Genomic DNA, 19,605 nt, shown 5'->3' on the forward strand with positions numbered 1-19,605 from the left:
CTTCTGGTGCATACGAGCGAATACGTTTATCGGCTTCAGTACGGAATGTTGTCGGCCGCCGAGGAACTCCAGATGGAGATTCCGTATTCGGAAGAGCTGGTAGACGCGTTCTGGCTATCCGCCGGGGGATCGATCTTGGCGGCGCAACGGGCGCTCGAAGATGGAGTGTGCGTGAACGTGGGCGGCGGGTTCCACCACGCTTTTCCGAATCATGGCGAAGGCTTCTGCATGATTCATGATGTTGCCGTCGCGATCCGGCGGATGCAGAAGGACGGCCGCATCAAACGCGCTATGGTGGTGGACTGCGATGTACATCAGGGAAATGGTACGGCGGCGATCTTCGGCAACAAGCAACAGGTTCACCGCCAGTTGCCTTCGTGGGGAGCACCAGTCGAGCCCACACAGAGCAAGGTGAACGAGGGAGAAACAGATGTCTTTACCATCTCGCTTCACCAGGCGAATAACTATCCGCCGATCAAGCCGCCTTCATCGATCGACGTGAATCTTCCCGACCATACGACAGACGATCAGTATCTCGGCTGGCTGGATAACGCACTTTCAAGCGCATTGAGGCAGTTCACCCCGGACCTGCTCTGTTATGTAGCGGGCGCCGATCCTTATAAAGAGGACCAACTCGGTGGACTGGACCTGACCATTGACGGGCTCAAGCGGCGGGACGACCTCGTGTTTCAGATGGCTATGGCACGAGAAATTCCCGTCATGGTCACGTTTGCCGGCGGTTACGCTTACAACGTAGAGGACACCATCACCATCCACTGCAACACCATCAAGGCTGCCTGCGACGCCGTTCGTGCTGAGAATGCGGGCAAATTTCAGTCCAAGTAGAATGCGACATTTTGTCTCACTCTGAAATGGCTGACTGCGCCAGACTGTCTTATTCCGAGCTAATCGCAAATTTCAACTAGCATGCAAATTTGTAACCCTTTTAAGGTCAACAACTTACATTTTCTCCTTTAGCTCTCGTCTGGCAGTGGGCGTGCCTATAGAGAGTGTCAGGAGCTCAGTGTATGTCTGCGAAGGCCAAGATTTACTTGGCTGCCGTGTATCTGGCAGGCGTCATTACAGCCGCCATGGCGGTATCGCAGTGGTCTGTTTCGGATCCGATCCGATTCGTCTCCTACCTTCTTATTGCTTTGCTTGCCTCGAGCCTGAAAGTCAGTCTCCCCGGGATCAACGGATCGATGTCCGTGAACTTCTTCTTCATTATCCTGGGTGTAATGGAACTGAGCCTTCCGGAGACCCTGATCATCGGCTGCGGAGCCACGCTGGTGCAGAGCCACTGGAAGGTGCATACCCGTCCGAAACTGGTACAGATCACTTTCAACCTGGCGAATATGTCGACCGCCATCGTGCTGGCGAGCACGGTGTTTAACGTGGTAGGCCAGTTCACGGGTCGCAACATGCCGTTGATGCTCGTGGCTGCTGCTTGCACTTACTTCGTTACCAATACCCTGCCAGTGGCCATCATCATCGCCTTCACCGAACAGAAAGCGTTCCGGAAGATTTGGGCCGAATGCTACTTCTGGTCTTTCCCGTATTACCTGGTTGGCGCTGCAATCGCCGGTTGTGTGAGCTACATCAACCGCTACGTTGGCTGGCAGACGTCGTTGCTGGCGTTACCGGTGATCTACTGGATCTACCGTTCTTATCGCCTTTATCTTGGGCGTCTCGAAGATGAGAAGCGCCATGTGGAGAACATGGCAGCGCTTCACCTGCGCACGATCGAAGCTCTGGCGCTCGCGATCGAAGCAAAAGACCACACCACGCACGACCACCTGCAGCGCGTACGTGTTTATGCGCTGGAAGTAGCGAAAGAACTGAACCTGAATCAGAAGGAAGTGGAAGCGCTCAGGGCTGCTTCGCTGCTGCATGATATCGGCAAGCTTGCGATCCCGGAACACATCATCAATAAGCCGGGCAAGCTGACACCGGAAGAATTCGAAAAGATGAAGATCCACCCGTTGGTCGGGGCGGAGATCCTGGAGCGGGTCAACTTCCCATATCCGGTCGTTCCCATCGTGCGAGCCCATCACGAGAAATATGACGGTTCGGGTTATCCATTTGGGCTAAAAGGGGAAGAGATTCCGATTGGCGCTCGCATTCTGGCTGCCGTGGATTGCCTCGACGCGCTTGCTTCCGACCGCCAATACCGGCGCGCCGTGCCGCTGCAGGAAGCCATGCAACAGGTAGCAAGGCAGGCGGGGAAGGCTTTTGATCCGCGCGTTGTCGATGTCCTGCAACGACGTTATGTCGAGCTTGAACATCTGGCGCAACAAAAAGTCGAGGTGGTTGAGAAGAAGATCCTCTCGACGGACGTGAAGATCGACAAGGGTGCCGCACCGGATGCTGGATTCGAGCAGACCAGGCAGGAAAACGCAGCGCCGGATGGAAGCTTCCTTACATCCATTGCCGCCGCGCGGCAGGAAGCGCAGACGCTCTTCGAACTCAGTCACGAACTCGGCAACTCGCTGAGCCTCGACGAGACGCTGTCGGTGCTATCCATACGTTTGCGCAAGTTGGTTCCGTTTGACTCGTTCGCGATCTACGTTTTGCGCGACGGGAAGCTGATCCCCGAACACGTGAGCGGCGACAATTTCCGCCTGTTCTCGTCGTTGGAGATTCCACTGGGACAAGGCTTATCCGGTTGGGTTGCGGCGAACCGCAAGCCGATCGTGAACGGTGATCCTTCGGTAGAGCCCGGATACCTGAACGATTCAACAAAGTTCAGTACGCTGCGCTCGGCGATTTCGGTTCCACTCGAAGGCGTCATTGGCGTGCTGGGCGTGCTTTCGCTCTACAAGGCCGAACCGGATGCATTCACGCAAGACCACCTCCGCATATTGCTGGCGATCAGCTCGAAGGTTGCGTTGTCGATTGAGAATGCGTTGAAGTACCAGCAGGCCGAAAGCTCAGCGACCACCGATTACCTCACCGGTCTTCCGAACGCACGTTCGTTGTTCCTGCATCTGGACCAGGAACTCGCACGCTGCCGCCGCACGAATGCGTCCGTGGCCGTGATGGTTTGCGACCTGGACGGCTTCAAGCAGATTAACGACAGGTTCGGTCACATTGAGGGCAACAAGGTCCTGAGAATCTTCGCAAACAAACTCCGGTCGGTTTGCCGTGAGTACGACTACGTGGCACGTATGGGCGGCGACGAGTTCATCATTATCGCTCCGGGTTTGACCCGCGAAGCCGCTGACGAAAAGGCGCTCATCCTCAACGAACTCGCCGTGGATTCAGGTCGCGAAGTATGCAAGCTCGACATCCTCTCGGTCAGCGTGGGAACCGCTTTCTTCAGCGAAGACGGCATGGATGCCGAACAGTTGCTCGCCGAAGCCGATCGCCGCATGTACATCGTGAAGCAAATTCATCACGAGAAGATGGAAACCGCACCTGAAGCCGGCACACGCTTCAGTTCGCTGATCAACTAGGGGCTCGGATTGGCACGGATCGCATTGCGTCATTTCGTCCGCATTCTCGTCACGGTTGTGATCGGGGGGATTTTTGCGGCGACACTGGTCCGCTATGCACCGGGATTCGAGTCGGATGAGCAAGCGCTCGATTCGCGCCTGTCAAACGAAAGCGTTCAGGCCCTGCGCAATGCACGAGCAGGCGAGCGGGACGTGTTCGCTTTCTACAAATCGTTTCTTGTCTCGGCGGCACATGGGGATTTCGGAACCTCACGCACGCTGAACCGACCAGTACGAGAACTGGTCTCCGAACGGCTTCCGGTGACAATGAGGTTGATTGGAACCGGACTCCTGCTGGGGTGGGCTCTGGCGCTGCTGTTCGCCGTCTCCGCCGTGATGGTTCGTTTTGCGCCATATGATGTGCTGACGACCGCGGTCTCCGGACTGATTCTCTGCGTGCCATCGGCCGTGCTGGGATTGATCTTCGTATTTGCGAATGCGCCGGCTTCGCTGGCCATCGGTCTGATCGTCTTCTCCCACGTGTTCCGCTACTGGCGCAACCTGCTCGACAAGAGCTACATGATGCCGCACATCGTGATGGCCCGGGCGAAGGGATTGTCTCCCGCTCGCATCCTGGTTTTTCACGTACTGCCGGTGAGTGCGGGACAGTTGTTGGCGGTCTGCGGTATTTCGGTGAGCATCGCGCTCGGTGCTGCCATTCCGGTGGAAGCTCTATGCGGAGTACCCGGAATCGGCCAATTAGCATGGCAGGCCGCTTTGGGAAGGGATCTGTCACTCCTGGTGACGCTGACATTTATCGTCACGATCGTGACTCTGCTGGCGAACACGGCGTCGGAGATTTTCGGCCAGGCGTTCAGGGTGCAGGAAGCATGAAACGCGTCCGGCAAATTTCGTGCGTGCTGTTGCTGCTGATCGTGGGAGCGAGCTTTGCAGCCGAGCTGCTGGCCTCAGCGAATTACGCTACTCAGTTCCGCGATGAGCTTCCGAACGCGGCGCCATCGCGACAGCACCTGCTCGGCACCGATGACCTCGGCCGTGACAGGTTCTCACGCGTCCTCTTTGGAACACGCGTGTCGCTGCTACTAGCTCCGGCGGCAGCGCTTCTTTCCACCTTGCTGGCGGCAGTCGTAGGGGCCCTTGCCGGGTATATCGGCGGACGCTGGGAAAAGCTCGCGATGGCGTCGGCTGACCTATTCCTCTCGCTACCGTGGCTGTTCCTTCTCCTCATGGTCAGGGCGATGCTGCCGCTGAACGTGTCGCCGTTCACGTCGGTGATGGTGACGTTTCTGTTGCTTGGACTCCTGGGATGGGCGGCATCTGCGCGGGTGCTTTGTGCGGGTGCGCGGTCGATCCGCAATTCCGATTTCGTATTGTTAGCGCGGGCCTCTGGTATCGGACGCCTTCGCGTGTTGTTCCGTCACGTGTTGCCGAACCTGAAGCCTGTGCTGCTGGCGCAGTTCTGGATCTCGATTCCGGTGTTCATCCTGAGCGAGGCGAATCTTGGCATCCTTGGACTTGGCGTGGCTGAGCCGCTGCCCTCCTGGGGAAGCCTGCTTCGTGAACTCGAGAATTTTGCGAATTTCGGCGGAGAGTACTGGCGGCTCGTTCCCCTGGTACTCCTGGTTATTACGGTTACGAGTTTTCAATTGGTGCTTTCCCGTACCGATGAGGTGTCAGCATGAAGCGCGCCCTTCGTCTGCTGAGCTGTGCGGCACTTGTGTTCGTCCTGGTGCTCTCGGCATTCGCCCAGGGCGGCGAACTTCGCTTTTGTATCAAGTCCGATCCGAAGACCTTCAATCCCGTCGCTGTGGCGGATGATGCTTCCGAAACAGTTCGCTACCTCACCGGGGGCGTACTGGTGCGGGTGAACCGGCAGACGCAGCAACTGGAGCCGGAACTGGCTACCTCGTGGAAGATCACCAACGCAGGGAAAACCATCACCTTCACACTGCGCCCGAATCAATATTTCTCCGATGGCACTCCGTTCACCGCGGAAGACGTTGCATTCACGGTGAAACAGCTAACCAATCCCAATCTGCACTCGCCTACCGGAGACGCGTTTCGATCGGGAACGGGAGACGTAACGAGCAAGATTCTGTCCGGCAACAAGATCAGCATTACCTTCCCGGGGGCGATTGCGGGTCTGGATAGGCTGTTTGACCAGGTTGCGATCATGTCTGCGAGGTCGCCGAAGAAAGAGAGAGCGGTGCTCGGCCCGTTTTTCCTCGCCGATCACAAGCCCGGCTCGTATCTCTATTTCCGCAAGAACAACAATTACTGGAAGAAAGATGCGCAAGGGCGCAAGTTGCCGCTGCTTGATGCCGTCAGGCTCGACATCCAACCGAACCGCGAGATCGAGGTCATGCGCTTCCGTCGCGGTGAAATTGATCTGATCAACAGCCTCGATTCCGATTTCTATGCAAAGCTTCAACAAGGTTCCGAGGCGCAGGTCCGCGACGCCGGTGCATCGCTCGATTCCGAGCAACTTTGGTTCAACCAGGTGCCGGGAGCTCCCATCGCCGATTACAAGAAAGCATGGTTCAAGTCGCAAAACTTCCGGCGGGCTGTAGCGCTTTCCATCAACCGTGCAGACCTGGTGCGAATCGTCTTTGGTGGACACGCGCAAGCTGCAATCGGTCCGACTTCGCCCGCAAACAAATTCTGGTTCAACACCAAACTCAAGGCGCTTCCTTACGACACGCAACTTGCGCTCAACCTGTTGAAGCAGGATGGATTCCAGTTACAGGGCGGCACGCTGAAAGATGCGCAAGGACGGACCGTGGAGTTCTCCATCGTTACGAACTCCAGCAGCAAGCCGCGCGAGCGCATGGCGACGATGATTCAACAGGACCTGTCCAGGATCGGCATCAAGGTGAACGTCGTGACGCTGGATTTTCCCTCAATGATCGAACGCATCACCGCGAAGTTCAATTATGAGGCGGCGATCCTCGGATTCATCAACACCGAGATGGATCCAAATTCGCAGATGACGGTGTGGCTGAGCAGCGGCGAGAATCACGCGTGGAATCCGAATCAAAAGTCGCCTGCGACCGCGTGGGAAGCCGAGATGGACAAGTTGATGCAGGCGCAGACGCAATCACCGGATCCGAAGAAGCGCAAAGCTGCTTGGGACCGGGTACAGGAGATCGTTTACGAGCAGCAACCGATGATCTACCTGGTGAACAAGAATGCGCTTTCGGCCGTGTCGTCGAATCTCGTGAATGCCGCGCCGGTGGTACTTCGTCCGCAGACGTATTGGAATATCGATCGGCTCTACCTGAAATCCGACGCTGACAGGAGCGGCAAATGAGCACTCCTCGCGATGTTCCTTTACTGTCGGTCTCGCTTAGCGTCGGCTATCGGAACAAACCGGCTGTGTTGAAATCCGCCTTCCTTGAAATGCGTCAGGGCGAAGTGCTCGGATTAATCGGCCAGAGCGGATCAGGGAAGAGCACGCTGGCGCTCTCCATTCTGCGGCTGCTGGAAATGAAGGGCGGACATGTGAGCGGGAGTGTCTTCTTCCAGGGGAGTGATCTACTCAAGCTGAAAGAATCGCAAATGCGCAAGCTGCGCGGCAGCGATATCGGCTTAGTGCTGCAAAGCCCGTTGTCATCGCTGAACCCGGCGCTTCGGATTGGCAGCCAATTGATGGAAGCTTGGAAGGCGCATGCCTCCGGCCCGCGCGAAGAAGGTCTAAACCGGATCAAGGATGTGTTCGCGAGCGTGAGCCTGCCGTCCGAAGAGGAGTTCCTGAGACGCTATCCCTCGCAGTTGAGCGTAGGGCAGGCGCAGCGAGTGCTAATCGCGATGGCGGTGCTTCATCGTCCGGCGCTGTTGATCGCCGATGAGCCAACGAGTGCCCTTGATGTCATTACCCAAGCTGAGATTCTCCAGCTGTTTCGCCAGCTCAACCGTGAACTCGGCACCGGCATTCTTTATATCTCACATGATTTGCTTTCAGTCGCATCTGTCTGCGACCGCATCGCCATTCTGAATTCGGGAGAGATCGTGGAATGCGGTGCCACTGGGCAGATCTTCAATCGTCCGGCGCATCCTTACACGCGCAAGCTGATTGACGCATTGCCCGAAAAACCGGCAATTCCGGACGAGCGCCGGTACCGCGCCATGCTCAGGCCGCAGGCAATTACGATTCAATAGTCTGGATTATTTCTTTTCGCAGGCACCCGGCCCGCCGCGAAGCCCTCAAGTTGAGCCTGCGGAGCCGCAGTTGTTGCGCGAAGACCACTGCTCGCCACGCCATCCGCGTCCAACACTCGCGCCCACGGAATAGGTGGAGAACATCTCTTCCAGGTCGCCGCTACCGCAGTTGGGGCAACTCGCCCTCTGGCTCCCCATTACGAGTGCCTCAAACGGGCGTTTACACTTCTTACAGGTGTATTCGAAAATTGGCATAGAAGCGTTGTACGTAGACATTTTAGATGGAACCCGAGGCCCCAATCAAAACCGCGCACACAGCCATGAGTGACGGCCAACCTTGTCCTGATACTTTTGTGCCGCGGCGTTTCCTTTCCGGGGGACACCTCCAGACCCTCGTCAGCCATATTCTGCCCCGGAAGAACGGCTTAAGTGCGCCAGAGGAGCGACTTTTCCAAGTCGACACCGATGTCCAGGTGCTCTGCCATTGCCATTGGCAGCCTGATCGGGCACAGCGGACCACGATCATCATCGTCCACGGTCTCGAGGGATCAAGCGAGTCTCAATACGTCGTCGGCACCAGCAACAAGGCCTGGGACCTCGGCATGAACGTGGTGCGCATGAACATGCGCAATTGCGGCGGCAGCGAGAAACTTACGCCCACTCTCTACAACTGCAGCATGTCGGGCGACGTCGGCGCCATCGTACGAACTCTCATCGAAGGTGACGGACTGCAGTCAATCGCGCTCGCCGGATTTTCCATGGGCGGCAACCTTGTCTTGAAGTTGGCGGGCGAGTGGCACACTGACGCTCCTCGTCAACTTGCGGCTGTGACTGCGGTGTCGCCGATCATCGACCTGAGCCCCTCTTCAGCGGCTCTACACGACTGGCAGAACCGTCTTTACGAGTACCGGTTCCTCCGCGATCTGCACGATAGCGTCAGCCGGAAAGCGAAACTGTACCCGGACCGCTACAAGACGTATCCGGTGTTCTCGATCCGTTCGCTGCGTGAGTTTGACGACAAGATCACCGCTCCGCACGGCGGTTTCAAGGATGCCGAAGATTACTACCACCGCGCGGGTTCAGCGCAAGTGGTACATCGCATAGCGGTTCCTACGTTGATCATCCATTCTCTCGATGACCCGTTTATCCGGCTGACTCATGAGACGCGCAGCAAGATACTTGCGAACCCACACATTCGGTACTTGGAGACGCGACACGGTGGTCATTGCGCTTTCCTTGCCCAAGCCGACGGATACGATGGACGTTGGGCGGAGAGAACACTGCTTGAATTCGTTCGTGAATTTGCGGCGTAGAACCGATACCATGACTTCATCGCATGCAAGCAGAAATCTCCGTTGAACTTGGCGCTGACGATCCCACATTGGCTGTTCCGTGGTCCCATCCCGAATCGCAGTACAGCTACATCGATCTCCGACGATTTCCCGAACAGCTCGAATCTGTCGCGGAAGCTCGAGAGTTTTCGGAGCTGAAGGAGTTTTTGCAGGCGTTGAACGCGAGTAATTCCGCGCTACAAACCGCAAAATGTGACGCGTGGTTCAGTGAGGAAATCACCGAGGAGGAAGCGATCTTCGGTGCCTCATGCAAATTCGGCTCTTACGTCGACGCATTCTTCCAGGTTCTCACGCCACGGTATTCGTTTCCGCTGCATGAAGCATTCGGAAGCCGGCTCGTGGAGCTGCTGAAACGAGCTCCAGAGATTCAAGCGTCCTTCGAAGGAATCATCCGCCGGGGACATTTCGAGAACGGCGGCGACGTCAAGGAGGGTTTCTATTACACCCTCTACGTATTTGGATACGGCGACGAGCAGGTGGAAGCACGGCAATCCTGGGGCATCGCGTTACGGCTGCTATCGAATGCGTTACTGCAGATTTCCTCGATCTAAAGAAATTCTATCGTGATGCGAATGTGTAACATCGAATGGAGCTCAGGGAGAGGATCACAAGAGTGACAGCTACCCAAAGCCAAACACCTTCGCGCGTTATGGTATTGCTGGCGTTCATCGCCATCTACGTAATCTGGGGTTCCACTTATCTTGCGATCCGTTACGCTGTGGAAACCATTCCGCCGCTAATGACTGCCGCGGCACGTCATCTCACTGCCGGAAGCATTCTGTTCGTTTGGGCGTGGAGTCGCGGCTTTCGCCCGACACGTACCCATTGGATTGCTGCCGTGAAGATCGGGGCTCTCTACTTCCTGGTTGGCCACGGGCTACTGCACTGGGCAGAGCAACACGTGGCTTCCGGACTCGCGGCGCTGCTGATTGCGACTGAGCCGATGATCATCGCGGCGCTGGCTGTTATGGCCGGGCAGGAGCGCCTGACGTTTCCGACGGTGATGGGCATGCTTCTGGGCCTGCTTGGTGTGGGAGTATTGATGGGCGGTGGCGCTTTACATGGATCGGCGGAACTCGCCGGCATCGTCGCCGTGCTGCTCAGTGCCGTGGCGTGGTCGGTTGGCGTTCATTTCTCACGCCGGGTTGCTTTGCCGGAAGACTCGCTGGCTGCATCGGCCATGACGTTGCTCTGCGGATCCGCTCTGCTATGGGTAGTTGCGTCCCTTACCGGCGAGTTCACAGACGTTCACACAAGCCAGGTCAGCATGCGATCAGTTCTTGGTCTTCTATACCTGATCTTCTTCGGAACTATCATCGCGTTTACCTCTTACACATGGTTGCTGTCGCACACGTCGGCGACTGTCGTTTCCACACACACCTATGTCAACCCGGTGGTGGCGGTTCTGCTCGGATGGGCGCTGGCAGGCGAGCCGTTAAATGCGCGAGTGATCATCGCAGGGACCGTGATTCTCGGCTCTGTCGTATTGATCCGAAGAGGCACCCGGGCGCGACAAGTGTCAGAGGAACTGGCGGCTTGTGAACAGTGATTCCTGGCTGCCGGCGAGCCAGTCGTCTGGTGTATTCTTGATGGAGACCGCAAGGGCCCGTAGCTCAATTGGATAGAGCATCAGCCTTCTAAGCTGAGGGTTGCTGGTTCGATCCCAGCCGGGCCTACCATCTCTTAAGTTTGACCTTTCGTGACTGCTTCCTGGTTACCTTCAACTCATCATCATCCCGCTGCGATAAGTAACTCGCTTGACACTACAAAGACTCTGGAAGATAGTCTGCATAGGGCAGTATCCCCCGCTGCCATTCGCGTACTCCTATGGCGAAACGTACTGAACCTCGTCTTTCGAAAAAAGCTGAAATTCGCGTATTCGGAATGGATTCGAAAGGTCACCCGATCAACTTGCCGGCAAAGACCGTGGACATCAGCATGCACGGAGCTCGGATCTCCGGGGTGAACTGCTGGGACTATCCCGGCGAAACCGTGGGCATTCGCTGTGGGACGGAAAAAGCTCGTTACCGCATCGTGTGGGTTGGTTTACCCGGAACGCCGCTGGAGGGACAGATCGGAGTAACGTGCGTCGATACGGGCAAGTACATCTGGGATGTGACGCCTCCGACAGCGGAACCACAGCCGTCCGAAACGCCGCTACCAGTCCCGCTGAGAAGCGTGGGCAACAAGATAGGGCTGGCGCCAGCTGCCACGCACTACGATGATCATCGCCGGAAGGCCGAGAGGTTCGTGGTAAATGGCGGCGCAAACGTCCGGGAAGTAGGTAAGAACATACCGCAGTGGACCACCATTCACGACCTGAGCTCCGGTGGATGCTATGTAGAAACCACGGCGCCGCTTCCGGAGCAAACGCGTGTGGATGTCACCATCCAGGTAGGCGACATAAAGATCGATTTGCGAGGCATCGTCACGGTGAAGCATCCGCTGGTTGGGATGGGGATCCGATTTACCGAAATGTCGCCGTTGAACCGCGACCGCTTGCGCCATCTGATCGGTAGCTTGGAGCACGCCGAGGGACACGCAGCGGGAACCGGCTTCTAACTTATTTCGTCGCGGCGATTTCTTCCAACGCCTTCGCAATCACCAGGCACTGAGCGCGCAACCTCTGCAACGTGCTATTCATGCCATTCACTTTTTCGACCAGGCCTCGTGCTTCCGCCACATGCAGTATGGCGGCGCACTCTTCCTGCATGCGGTTCGCATATTGCAGCAGGTACGCAAGCGCGTCGGCGTGTGGCTTCCAGAGATACGCTGAATGCTGCCGTTGCCTGAACTCCTCCAGCTCCAGTAGCATGCGCGCGTAAACGGCCACGGAGTTGGCGATAGCCTGCGCGTAATCTCCGCGAAAACTTTTTTCTCCACGAAACTCGGCGCGGAACGCTTCCACCTCAGTCGTCGAAAGCGGCAGGTTCCCATTGCGCATCGGATAAACGTTAGCGGCTTTGGCATCGGCGGCCAGCACGAAATTGCGAATGGACTCGACCATGCTGCGTAGCTTGCCTTCCTCCACTGTTCGGTCCAGGCTGCGGCCGATATCGGCGGCTGAGCCTCCGCCGACTGTTTGACGCGGAGCGGTTGCGGCCTGCGTGGCGGGATGCGGACGCTGCGCCAGTGGGCTTGCGGCGGCAGCACCGGCGCTTCCAGCAGTGCCGATCCGGCGGCTATCCACGGCTTTCTTGAACTTCGAAACTTTTCGCAATTGTTCCTGGGCGCGACCGTATTCTTTTTCGAGGATTTCCTCTTCCTGAACTTCCGACAACTGTTTCACCGTAACGTCGCCTTCCACCCGTGCCATGATGCTTCCGCCGGCCTGCTGCACGGAACTGGCGAACTGCTTGATACTTCGCGTGGCTTCCCGGAACAATTCATCAAAATGATTGCCGATAAACACGTTGTATTCGGCCATGGTCGCCAGAACTCGAGGATGGTAAAAAGACGCGCCAAAGCGAAGCTTGATATCCCGTACCCGCTGCATAACGCCGGAGTCCATCAACTTGTCGAAATGACGAATGTCTTCCACTTCCTGCCGGATAAACGGAAACTCGCGGACTAGTTGCCGATGTTGGTCGGGTAACGGCGGCACCCCTTGAAGTCCCAGGATGGTGTAGATCTCCTGTTCAAACGGCGAGGGCGATTCTTCCGACCACTCATCGGCCGAGCGCAGCGGGAGCTTGAGATTCCGAAAGAGGAACGTGATCGTGAAGTCGGCCTTATCGCGGTCGCTCTCGTCGCTGGAGTGCTTCTGGTAGAAATAGCGGAGGAGGGCTTCGGCGCTTTCCTTGCGGGTACCGTCTTTCAAACCGTCGCGGATCATGACCGGTGCAATCGCCATATCCAGCAAAGCTAGCCATCGGCTGAGCTGGTCCACGGATTGGATGATCTTGTCCTTGCCGCCGACGGCGCCCTGAATGTCGTAAGGCACCGGAACGTCAAAGCCTAGTTTTTCCTGCAAAAGCGAAACATAGAAGCCATGCACGGCCGCCATATCAAGCAATTGCTGCAATGGATTGTCCATTACGGGGTCTCCTGGACGTTAAAGCGAGCAAATCGGAGGGATATCGACTTGCGAAGTTTATTCCAGCGTAAACACAGGTCGCAAGCGCAAATGGCAAAGGGCAGGCGGATGCCTGCCCTTTAGTGGATCAAACGCACTAATTAAGGAACTGAACACCCAACAGATCGCCGTCGCAGACACGTACTTCGACATTCAACACTTGCTGCACGTGGCCGGACTCCACAACTTTAATCTCGATTCGGGTGCCCGGCTGAAACCGCGCACGCAAAGTTGTCTCCGCCAACCGGATCTGCATCCCGCCGGCGGCTACTTTCTCAACGCGCCCGATGTCCACGCCGCTCTCATCAACGGCTCTGACGTTCTCATTCGTATCGAATCTTTCGAACCTGCGACGTCCCCGATCTGGATTCGTCTCGCTCATGTTATTTGCCGCCCATCACCAGCTTGGCGATAGTGGAAAGCTGCATGTTTGACGTCCCTTCGTAAATCTTGCCGATTTTCGAGTCGCGGAAGTACTTCTCGACAGGGTAATCCTTAGTGAAGCCGTATCCGCCATAGATCTCGAGCGACAGCGACGTGACCCGCTCCGCTACCTGCGACGCGAACAGCTTGGTCATGGCAGCTTCTTTCACGAAATTCATCCCCGCGTCTTTCATGCGGGCCGCGTTGTAAACCATCATGCGCGCGGCTTCGATCTCGGTCGCCATCTGGGCGATCTGGAACTGAATTCCCTGGAAGTTCGAGATTGCCTGTCCGAACTGCTTGCGTTCCTGCGCGTACTTCACAGCATATTCCCATGCGCCGCGCGCAACGCCGAGCATCTGCGCACCGATGCCGATGCGACCTTCGTTCAAGGTTTCGATTGCGATCTTGTATCCTTTACCAACTTCGCCTAGGACGTTCTCCTTCGGAACTTTGCAGTCTTCCAGGATCAGTTCGCAGGTGCTGGAAGCGCGAATGCCAAGCTTGTCTTCTTTTTTGCCGACCGTGAAGCCAGGGAAGTCCTTCTCGACGATGAACGCCGTGATTCCCTTGTAGCCGGCACCCGCGTCAATCGTGGCGAATAGCACGAAGACACCGGCTTCCTTGCCGTTGGTGATCCAGAGCTTGCGTCCGTTCAGAATGTACTCGTTGCCCTTCAGTTCGGCCTTCGTGGTGAGCGCGAATGCGTCCGACCCCGATCCCGCTTCGCTCAGGGCATAAGCTCCGACGGTGTCCGCCGCCAACTTGGCGAGGTATTTCTTCTTCTGGGCTTCCGTACCCCAGCGAATGAACGCGTTGTTTACCAGCGTGTTCTGAACATCGACAACGACGCCTGCCGATGCATCGACGCGCGAAAGTTCCTCTACGGCGAGAATCGCTTCGAAGAAGGTTCCACCGCCTCCGCCGTACTGCTCCGGTGTCTCAATCGCCATGATTCCGAGTTGGAAGAACTGGTCGATCAGGCTGTGCTCGAACACGCCCTTCTCGTCCATTTCTTTCACGTGCGGACGGATTGTTTCCTCCGCGAATTGGCGGATGTTGTCACGAAATAGTTGTTCGTCTTCGGTAAGCGAAACGAGTGGTTTGGGCGCGTCGATTTTTGCTGTCATGGATTCGGGCATCTGCGTACCTCTTAGATAAAAGCTGGGGGCAAACCGGAAATTGTAGCAGAGGTAACCGAACGAGCGTTCAGTCGCCCGTCGCAGCCATCGGCGTAACAGCTTCTTCGCCGGAGACGAAAACACCGTCCTTGAAACGGACAAAACGGCCGGAAATCGCGGGCACTCTCTCACCAGGTACCACGATCCCGACCAGGTTCAGTGGGTCGGCCGCCGAAATCGTCACGACCTCTCCCGTGGGCTGCGACTTGCGCATCGCCCGTAGCGACTCCACAGCGATCGGAAGCGCGAATTGTTCTCCCAGGAATCCGGCAACAAAGCGGCCGCCGCGAATTTCGCCCCGATCTTCGAGCCTTCGGAATGCGATGCATAACTCGCGCCACTTCGGCACCATCGTTTCCCGGGCGAGCAACTCGCGGAAGACCACCCCGTAGCGGCGCAGCAACATCCAGCAGGTTGTTTCAATGGCCTTGGCGCGGTCAGCGAGTTCCACCGGATACATCACGGTCCAGCGGCCGGCGGGGCGCGAGCGTTTGCCATTACGACGGGCTGGATCAATCAACGACCGTAGGTTGTCGAACCCGTCGGCGGTCACCAGTCCGGCGGCAACCAACTCCCACAGTCCAGTTTCGACGTCGTGCTTGGGCAGGCCAGTAGCTCGAACCACATCGGCGAAGAACGATGCTCCTCGCTGACGCAGGAAGTCGAATACCTCGCGGGCGGCTTCGCCCAATCCGGTGAAAACATCTTCCGACGCATCGTTGAGCGAGCCGATCCCGAGATGCGGATTCATCGCCATCCAGTCGCAACTATCCCGCAGGAAGAAAGTAATCGGTGCCACGCTGGTCGGCACCACTCTTCTGGCCCGCTGACCGTTTCCGTTCGCTTCCACCGTCGCAGGATGCGGAGATAAGCGCCCCCAGCCCACCGTGCCGGTGAGGCAGAGTTCATCCAGTTGATCGGAATCGTAGCCACGAAGCCTGGCGGGCAGGATGTAGCGCTCCCAGGCATTCGAGGGCATCTCAAATCCTTGCAGCTGCTGGACGATGTCTTGTAGGCCCCGATCGCCTGCAGTCTGCGAACCCGGCTCCACGTGCTGCCATCGCAGCAGCCAGCGCATGAATTGTGCGGGAGTGACCGGCTCGATTTCTTTCCTAAGACGCCCGATCGTCAGGCGATGAACTCGTGCCAGCAATCGGCGTTCGCACCACTCGATGGAGTTCCCCAGTCGAACGTCATCGAGCGAAGAGTTGCCATCCGCAGGCCGCGCAATCGAGTACCACCCGCGCAGCACCGTCCCACTCGCTTCCAGCCGTAACAATGCCTGCAGCACTTCGTCTTGCTGCAATCGAAGTAGAGAAGCTAGGTGCGACGCTCGCACCGGACCGATGTGCTGCATCCATCCTTGCACTACCGCATGAACAGCATCAGAGTGTCCGGGCGCCTCTTTCTCGACGGCTTCACCAGTGAATGCAGCCCACGGGTAAGCCGCTTTGAAAGTCTGCGTCCGCTCAGACGACACCCAGAAACGTTCTTCGCCGACAGTTGCCGTTACGGCGCGACCGCTGTTTTGCAGGCGTTCGAACATCGCTTGCCAACGGGATGTGATCGCCAACTCTCCTCCGTCTGGCGAATTCATCGTCGACTGCTCCGGCAAAGCGATCAGCGTATAAAGAGCATCGGCGAGTTCGTCCTCGTCCCGCACATCGGGCCATGCTTCCTGCCGAACTTCCTCGATGGCGGCCTGATCGAGGGCGCCAACTTCCTCCAGCACTGATTGCGGCAGTGTCTGTCTGAGGGAAACGGCACGAGCACGACGCTCCTCGAGAGGCGCATCATCCAGATAGGCATATGGATTCGCATTCAGGATCTCGTGCGAAAACTGCGACGGCACCGGAGTATCGACGGCGATGGTTCGAACCGAGCCGGCGCGGATGCCCTCCAGCAAACGCCTGAGTCCTTCCACGTCCATCGCCTCGTGCATTACGTCTTTCATTACTTCTTTGACCAGGGGATGGTCGGGGACTTGTATTTCCCCTTCGATATTTTCGAAGCACGCTGCGACATCAGGAAATACCGATGCCAACAGGTCGTCGCTGCGCATGCGCTGAATCTGCGGCGGAACTTTCTTCCCGCCCTGATATCGCAGAAGCGCCAATGAGCGGTTCGCATCCCAGCGCCACCGCGTCTGGAAGATGGGGGAACCCGTCAAAACTGCCTGCTGCAACACTTCGAACACCGACTCCGGTTGCAGGAAGCTGAAAACATCGGCCAGCGGAAAACTATGCTGCTCTGCGAGCGAGATGTTGAGACCGTTGTCGGTCGCGGCAGCCTGAAGCTCGAAATTGAAACTACGACAGAAGCGCTTACGCAGTGCCAATCCCCAAGCTTTGTTGATGCGCGCACCGAATGGGGCATGGATCACCAACTGCATGCCACCGGCTTCGTCGAAGAATCGCTCCGCGATGACCGTGTCCTGCGTCGGGACCGCGCCGAGTACAGCGCGTCCGTTCACGATATGTGCGATCACCTGCGCCGCACCGGGCAAATCGAGCCCGCATTCCTTTTTGAGCCAATCGATTGTGCTCGCGAGTGGTTCCTGATCGAGGCTGCCCGCAAGCAGGGAAGTGAGCTCCGCCGGCCCGGTTGCTTCCATCAGTTCACTGACACGTTGACGAAGTTCGCCGACGTGAACGGATAGTTCGATCGTGCGGGCCGGCGCTTCTCCGCGCCAGAAGGGAATATTCGGCGGTTGGCCATGCGCGTCTTCCACGAGAATTCTTCCTGAACGGGATTCCACGCGCTGGATTCGCCATGACGTATTACCCAGTAGGAAGATGTCTCCCGCAAGGCTTTCGACCGCGAAGTCCTCGTCCACGGTTCCGACTGTCACGCCTTCCGGCATCGACACGACGTTGAAAAGCGCCGTTTCCGGAATCGCGCCGCCACTGGTAATGGCGGTCATTCGTGCTCCGCGTCGTGCACGTAGACGCCGATTCACCCGGTCCCAATGCAAGTACGCGCCGTAACGCCCTCGTTTCGATGCAATCCCTTCCGCGAGCATCGCTAGAACTTCTTCAAACAGGCCGCGTGTCAGATCACGGAAGCAATAGGCACGCTTCACCAGCTCAAAGAGTTCGTCCTCGCCCAGGCCACTTTCAAGCGCCGGCAACAAGAGAGCGTCGGAGTCGTTTGCTATATGAGGGTGTGAATTCGCCGCCACCTCGGCAACGATCTGCTGCGCAAGAATGTCGAGCGGAGCCTGCGGGATGATCACGCGGTCCAATTCGCCGTGTTGGATGGCGCGCACCAGTGCGGCGCATTCCACAAGATCGTCACGCGTCGCCGGGAAGAACCTGCCCTTCGGTATCGCGCCACGCCAGTGTCCGGCGCGCCCGACTCTCTGAAGCGCGACCGCGATGGCACGTGGCGATTCCAACTGGCACACCAGATCGACGAAGCCGACGTCGATACCCAACTGCAGCGACGCCGTCGCCACAAGCAACTTGATCTCTCCTGCCTTCAGCTTGCGTTCTGCGTCCAACCGCAGCTTTCGGGCCATGGAACCATGGTGCGCCGCAACCTTGTCTTCGCCGAGGCGCTCTCCCAGATGCAAGGCCACGCGCTCCGCCAATCGTCGCGTGTTCACGAACACCAAAGTTGATCGATGCTGGTTCGCCAGTTCCGCCAGGCGATCATAGGTTTCGTCCCACTGCTCATTCGTGGCAATGGGCCCCATTTCACTTCGGGGAACTTCGATCGCCAAATCCATCTGTCTACGATGGCCCACGTCAACCACTGCCGGGGCGGGCCGTTCGGATCCTGTCAGGAAGTGCGCAATTTCTTCGAGGGGTTTCTGCGTAGCCGAAAGCCCAATTCTTACGGGCGGCTGCTCAGTGACCTCTTCCAGCCGTTCCAGCGAAAGCAGCAAATGTGATCCGCGCTTGTCACCGGCGACCGCATGGATTTCGTCCACAATTACGGTCTTCACGTGCGCCAGGTTCTTCCGGCTTTTTTCGGCCGTCAGCAGGATGTAGAGCGACTCCGGCGTCGTTACTAGAATGTGCGGCGGACGCCTCAGCATCCGCTGGCGCTCAAGAGCAAGCGTGTCACCAGTGCGCACAGCGGTACGAATCTCCGGCATCAGGTAACCGCGTTCTGAAGCCAACTGCATGATCTCGGCCACCGGGCCTTCGAGGTTTTTCTGGATGTCGTTGCCAAGCGCTTTTAGTGGGGAGACGTAGAGGACTTCCGTGCAGTCCCGAAGATCGCCGGCGAGGGCTTTCCGGACGAGTCCGTCAATGCAGGCAAGGAACGCCGCGAGCGTTTTGCCAGATCCGGTTGGGGCGGCAATCAGCGTGGTGCGTCCGGCCAGGATGTGCGGCCACCCTTGCTCCTGCGGTTCAGTCGGAGAACCGAACTTTTGCAGGAACCACTCTTCGACCACAGGATGCGCCCACCCCAGGGCACCCCTCCCCGAGGCAATCGGTACGGCGGAAAGCATTGCGGTATTGTAGGCGTTTTCGGGAGCTTTCGCCAGATGTTCGCCTCGCGAAGAATCCGGCTGCTCCGAAAGGTCTAGCCCGACCGGGCACTTGGCCTGTTGGCCCTCTGCTTTAAAATCGGGCCATGGCCCTCCCCTCCCTCAAAGATGTGATCCGATGTCCGCAATGTGCCAGCGCCGATATCGTTTACTCCTGCGAACCTAAGTGCTGCTTCAACCACGTCTGCGCTGAATGCCGCAGTACTTTCGAACTGAACACCGTCAAAACCGGGAAGAGCGACGAAATCTGGGTTGATACGCCACAGCCGAACTCCGGGGAAGCCACTACCAACTGCGCCTCATGCGAAAGTCTTCACCTCGGTGTTCTGAAGAGTGATCAGGACGAGACGCTGCTCGTCTGCGGGAATTGTCAGGCGGTTTCGAAGCTGGTTATTGAGGAGTTTGTCCCCGGAGTTTTCTGAGTTCGCGTTGCGCAGTATCAAACCTTACATTTGCTCGC

At 57.5% G+C, this 19,605-nt stretch carries 15 protein-coding genes and 1 tRNA gene; 12 read left to right on the forward strand and 4 right to left on the reverse strand.

Annotated elements, in window-relative coordinates; genetic code table 11:
* The 11 genes from VN577_24155 to VN577_24205 form a co-directional block, all read left to right on the forward strand.
* Nucleotides 1-846, forward strand: an 846-nt coding sequence (locus VN577_24155; protein ID HWR17944.1) for a histone deacetylase, incomplete at its 5' end; no start/stop codon positions are given.
* Nucleotides 847-1,028: 182 nt separating this feature from the next.
* On the forward strand, nt 1,029-3,455 hold the full coding sequence (locus VN577_24160) for an HD domain-containing phosphohydrolase (GenBank protein ID HWR17945.1): 2,427 nt from the start codon (nt 1,029-1,031) through the stop codon (nt 3,453-3,455).
* Nucleotides 3,456-3,464: 9 nt separating this feature from the next.
* Nucleotides 3,465-4,328, forward strand: coding sequence for an ABC transporter permease (locus tag VN577_24165; protein HWR17946.1), 864 nt, complete (start codon nt 3,465-3,467; stop codon nt 4,326-4,328).
* Nucleotides 4,325-5,137 carry an ABC transporter permease gene (locus VN577_24170; GenBank protein HWR17947.1) on the forward strand — a complete coding sequence of 271 codons (813 nt, stop codon included), beginning with the start codon at nt 4,325-4,327 and terminating at the stop codon, nt 5,135-5,137. The genes VN577_24165 and VN577_24170 overlap by 4 nt, the downstream gene beginning before the upstream one ends.
* A complete protein-coding gene (locus VN577_24175; protein HWR17948.1) occupies nt 5,134-6,765 on the forward strand; it encodes an ABC transporter substrate-binding protein in 1,632 nt (543 codons plus the stop codon). Before VN577_24170 ends, VN577_24175 begins: the two co-directional genes overlap by 4 nt.
* Entirely contained in the window at nt 6,762-7,613 is an 852-nt protein-coding gene (locus VN577_24180; protein ID HWR17949.1) for an ABC transporter ATP-binding protein, read from the forward strand. The genes VN577_24175 and VN577_24180 overlap by 4 nt, the downstream gene beginning before the upstream one ends.
* Before the next feature lie 353 nt (nt 7,614-7,966).
* Complete coding sequence (locus VN577_24185; protein ID HWR17950.1) at nt 7,967-8,926, forward strand: alpha/beta fold hydrolase; 960 nt, start codon at nt 7,967-7,969, stop codon at nt 8,924-8,926.
* 23 nt (nt 8,927-8,949) lie between these two features.
* On the forward strand, nt 8,950-9,516 hold the full coding sequence (locus VN577_24190; protein HWR17951.1) for a hypothetical protein: 567 nt from the start codon (nt 8,950-8,952) through the stop codon (nt 9,514-9,516).
* Nucleotides 9,517-9,578: 62 nt separating this feature from the next.
* Nucleotides 9,579-10,514, forward strand: a complete 936-nt coding sequence (locus tag VN577_24195; protein HWR17952.1) for an EamA family transporter — start codon at nt 9,579-9,581, stop codon at nt 10,512-10,514.
* Between the two features lie 53 nt (nt 10,515-10,567).
* Nucleotides 10,568-10,644, forward strand: a tRNA-Arg gene (locus VN577_24200).
* 148 nt (nt 10,645-10,792) lie between these two features.
* On the forward strand, nt 10,793-11,527 hold the full coding sequence (locus VN577_24205; protein ID HWR17953.1) for a PilZ domain-containing protein: 735 nt from the start codon (nt 10,793-10,795) through the stop codon (nt 11,525-11,527).
* A 1-nt stretch (nt 11,528) separates the two neighbouring features.
* Here VN577_24205 and VN577_24210 read toward each other — a convergent pair whose 3' ends face one another.
* The 4 genes from VN577_24210 to VN577_24225 form a co-directional block, all read right to left on the reverse strand.
* Nucleotides 11,529-13,001: a hypothetical protein gene (locus tag VN577_24210; protein HWR17954.1), complete on the reverse strand. Its 1,473-nt coding sequence runs from the start codon at nt 12,999-13,001 to the stop codon at nt 11,529-11,531.
* Nucleotides 13,002-13,137: 136 nt separating this feature from the next.
* Nucleotides 13,138-13,422, reverse strand: coding sequence for a PilZ domain-containing protein (locus VN577_24215; GenBank protein ID HWR17955.1), 285 nt, complete (start codon nt 13,420-13,422; stop codon nt 13,138-13,140).
* 1 nt (nt 13,423) lies between these two features.
* Nucleotides 13,424-14,605, reverse strand: coding sequence for an acyl-CoA dehydrogenase (locus VN577_24220; protein ID HWR17956.1), 1,182 nt, complete (start codon nt 14,603-14,605; stop codon nt 13,424-13,426).
* 67 nt (nt 14,606-14,672) lie between these two features.
* Entirely contained in the window at nt 14,673-19,106 is a 4,434-nt protein-coding gene (locus VN577_24225) for a DEAD/DEAH box helicase (GenBank protein ID HWR17957.1), read from the reverse strand.
* Nucleotides 19,107-19,231: 125 nt separating this feature from the next.
* Between VN577_24225 and VN577_24230 the strand changes: the two genes are divergently transcribed.
* Nucleotides 19,232-19,567, forward strand: a complete 336-nt coding sequence (locus tag VN577_24230) for a hypothetical protein (protein ID HWR17958.1) — start codon at nt 19,232-19,234, stop codon at nt 19,565-19,567.
* Nucleotides 19,568-19,605: the final 38 nt, after the last annotated feature.

The sequence above is a fragment of the Terriglobales bacterium genome (genome assembly GCA_035561515.1).
In the GTDB taxonomy this organism is placed as follows: domain Bacteria; phylum Acidobacteriota; class Terriglobia; order Terriglobales; family Acidobacteriaceae; genus DATMXP01.

Bases quoted from the DNA above. Each gene is read 5' to 3' on its own strand.
- VN577_24160 (HWR17945.1), top strand. From the start codon at position 1,029: ATGTCTGCGAAGGCCAAGATTTACTTGGCTGCCGTGTATCTGGCAGGC.
- VN577_24170 (HWR17947.1), top strand. From the start codon at position 4,325: ATGAAACGCGTCCGGCAAATTTCGTGCGTGCTGTTGCTGCTGATCGTG.
- VN577_24175 (HWR17948.1), top strand. From the start codon at position 5,134: ATGAAGCGCGCCCTTCGTCTGCTGAGCTGTGCGGCACTTGTGTTCGTC.
- VN577_24180 (HWR17949.1), top strand. From the start codon at position 6,762: ATGAGCACTCCTCGCGATGTTCCTTTACTGTCGGTCTCGCTTAGCGTC.
- VN577_24190 (HWR17951.1), top strand. From the start codon at position 8,950: ATGCAAGCAGAAATCTCCGTTGAACTTGGCGCTGACGATCCCACATTG.
- VN577_24205 (HWR17953.1), top strand. From the start codon at position 10,793: ATGGCGAAACGTACTGAACCTCGTCTTTCGAAAAAAGCTGAAATTCGC.
- VN577_24210 (HWR17954.1), bottom strand. From the start codon at position 13,001: ATGGACAATCCATTGCAGCAATTGCTTGATATGGCGGCCGTGCATGGC.
- VN577_24215 (HWR17955.1), bottom strand. From the start codon at position 13,422: ATGAGCGAGACGAATCCAGATCGGGGACGTCGCAGGTTCGAAAGATTC.
- VN577_24220 (HWR17956.1), bottom strand. From the start codon at position 14,605: ATGCCCGAATCCATGACAGCAAAAATCGACGCGCCCAAACCACTCGTT.
- VN577_24225 (HWR17957.1), bottom strand. From the start codon at position 19,106: ATGCTTTCCGCCGTACCGATTGCCTCGGGGAGGGGTGCCCTGGGGTGG.
- VN577_24230 (HWR17958.1), top strand. From the start codon at position 19,232: ATGGCCCTCCCCTCCCTCAAAGATGTGATCCGATGTCCGCAATGTGCC.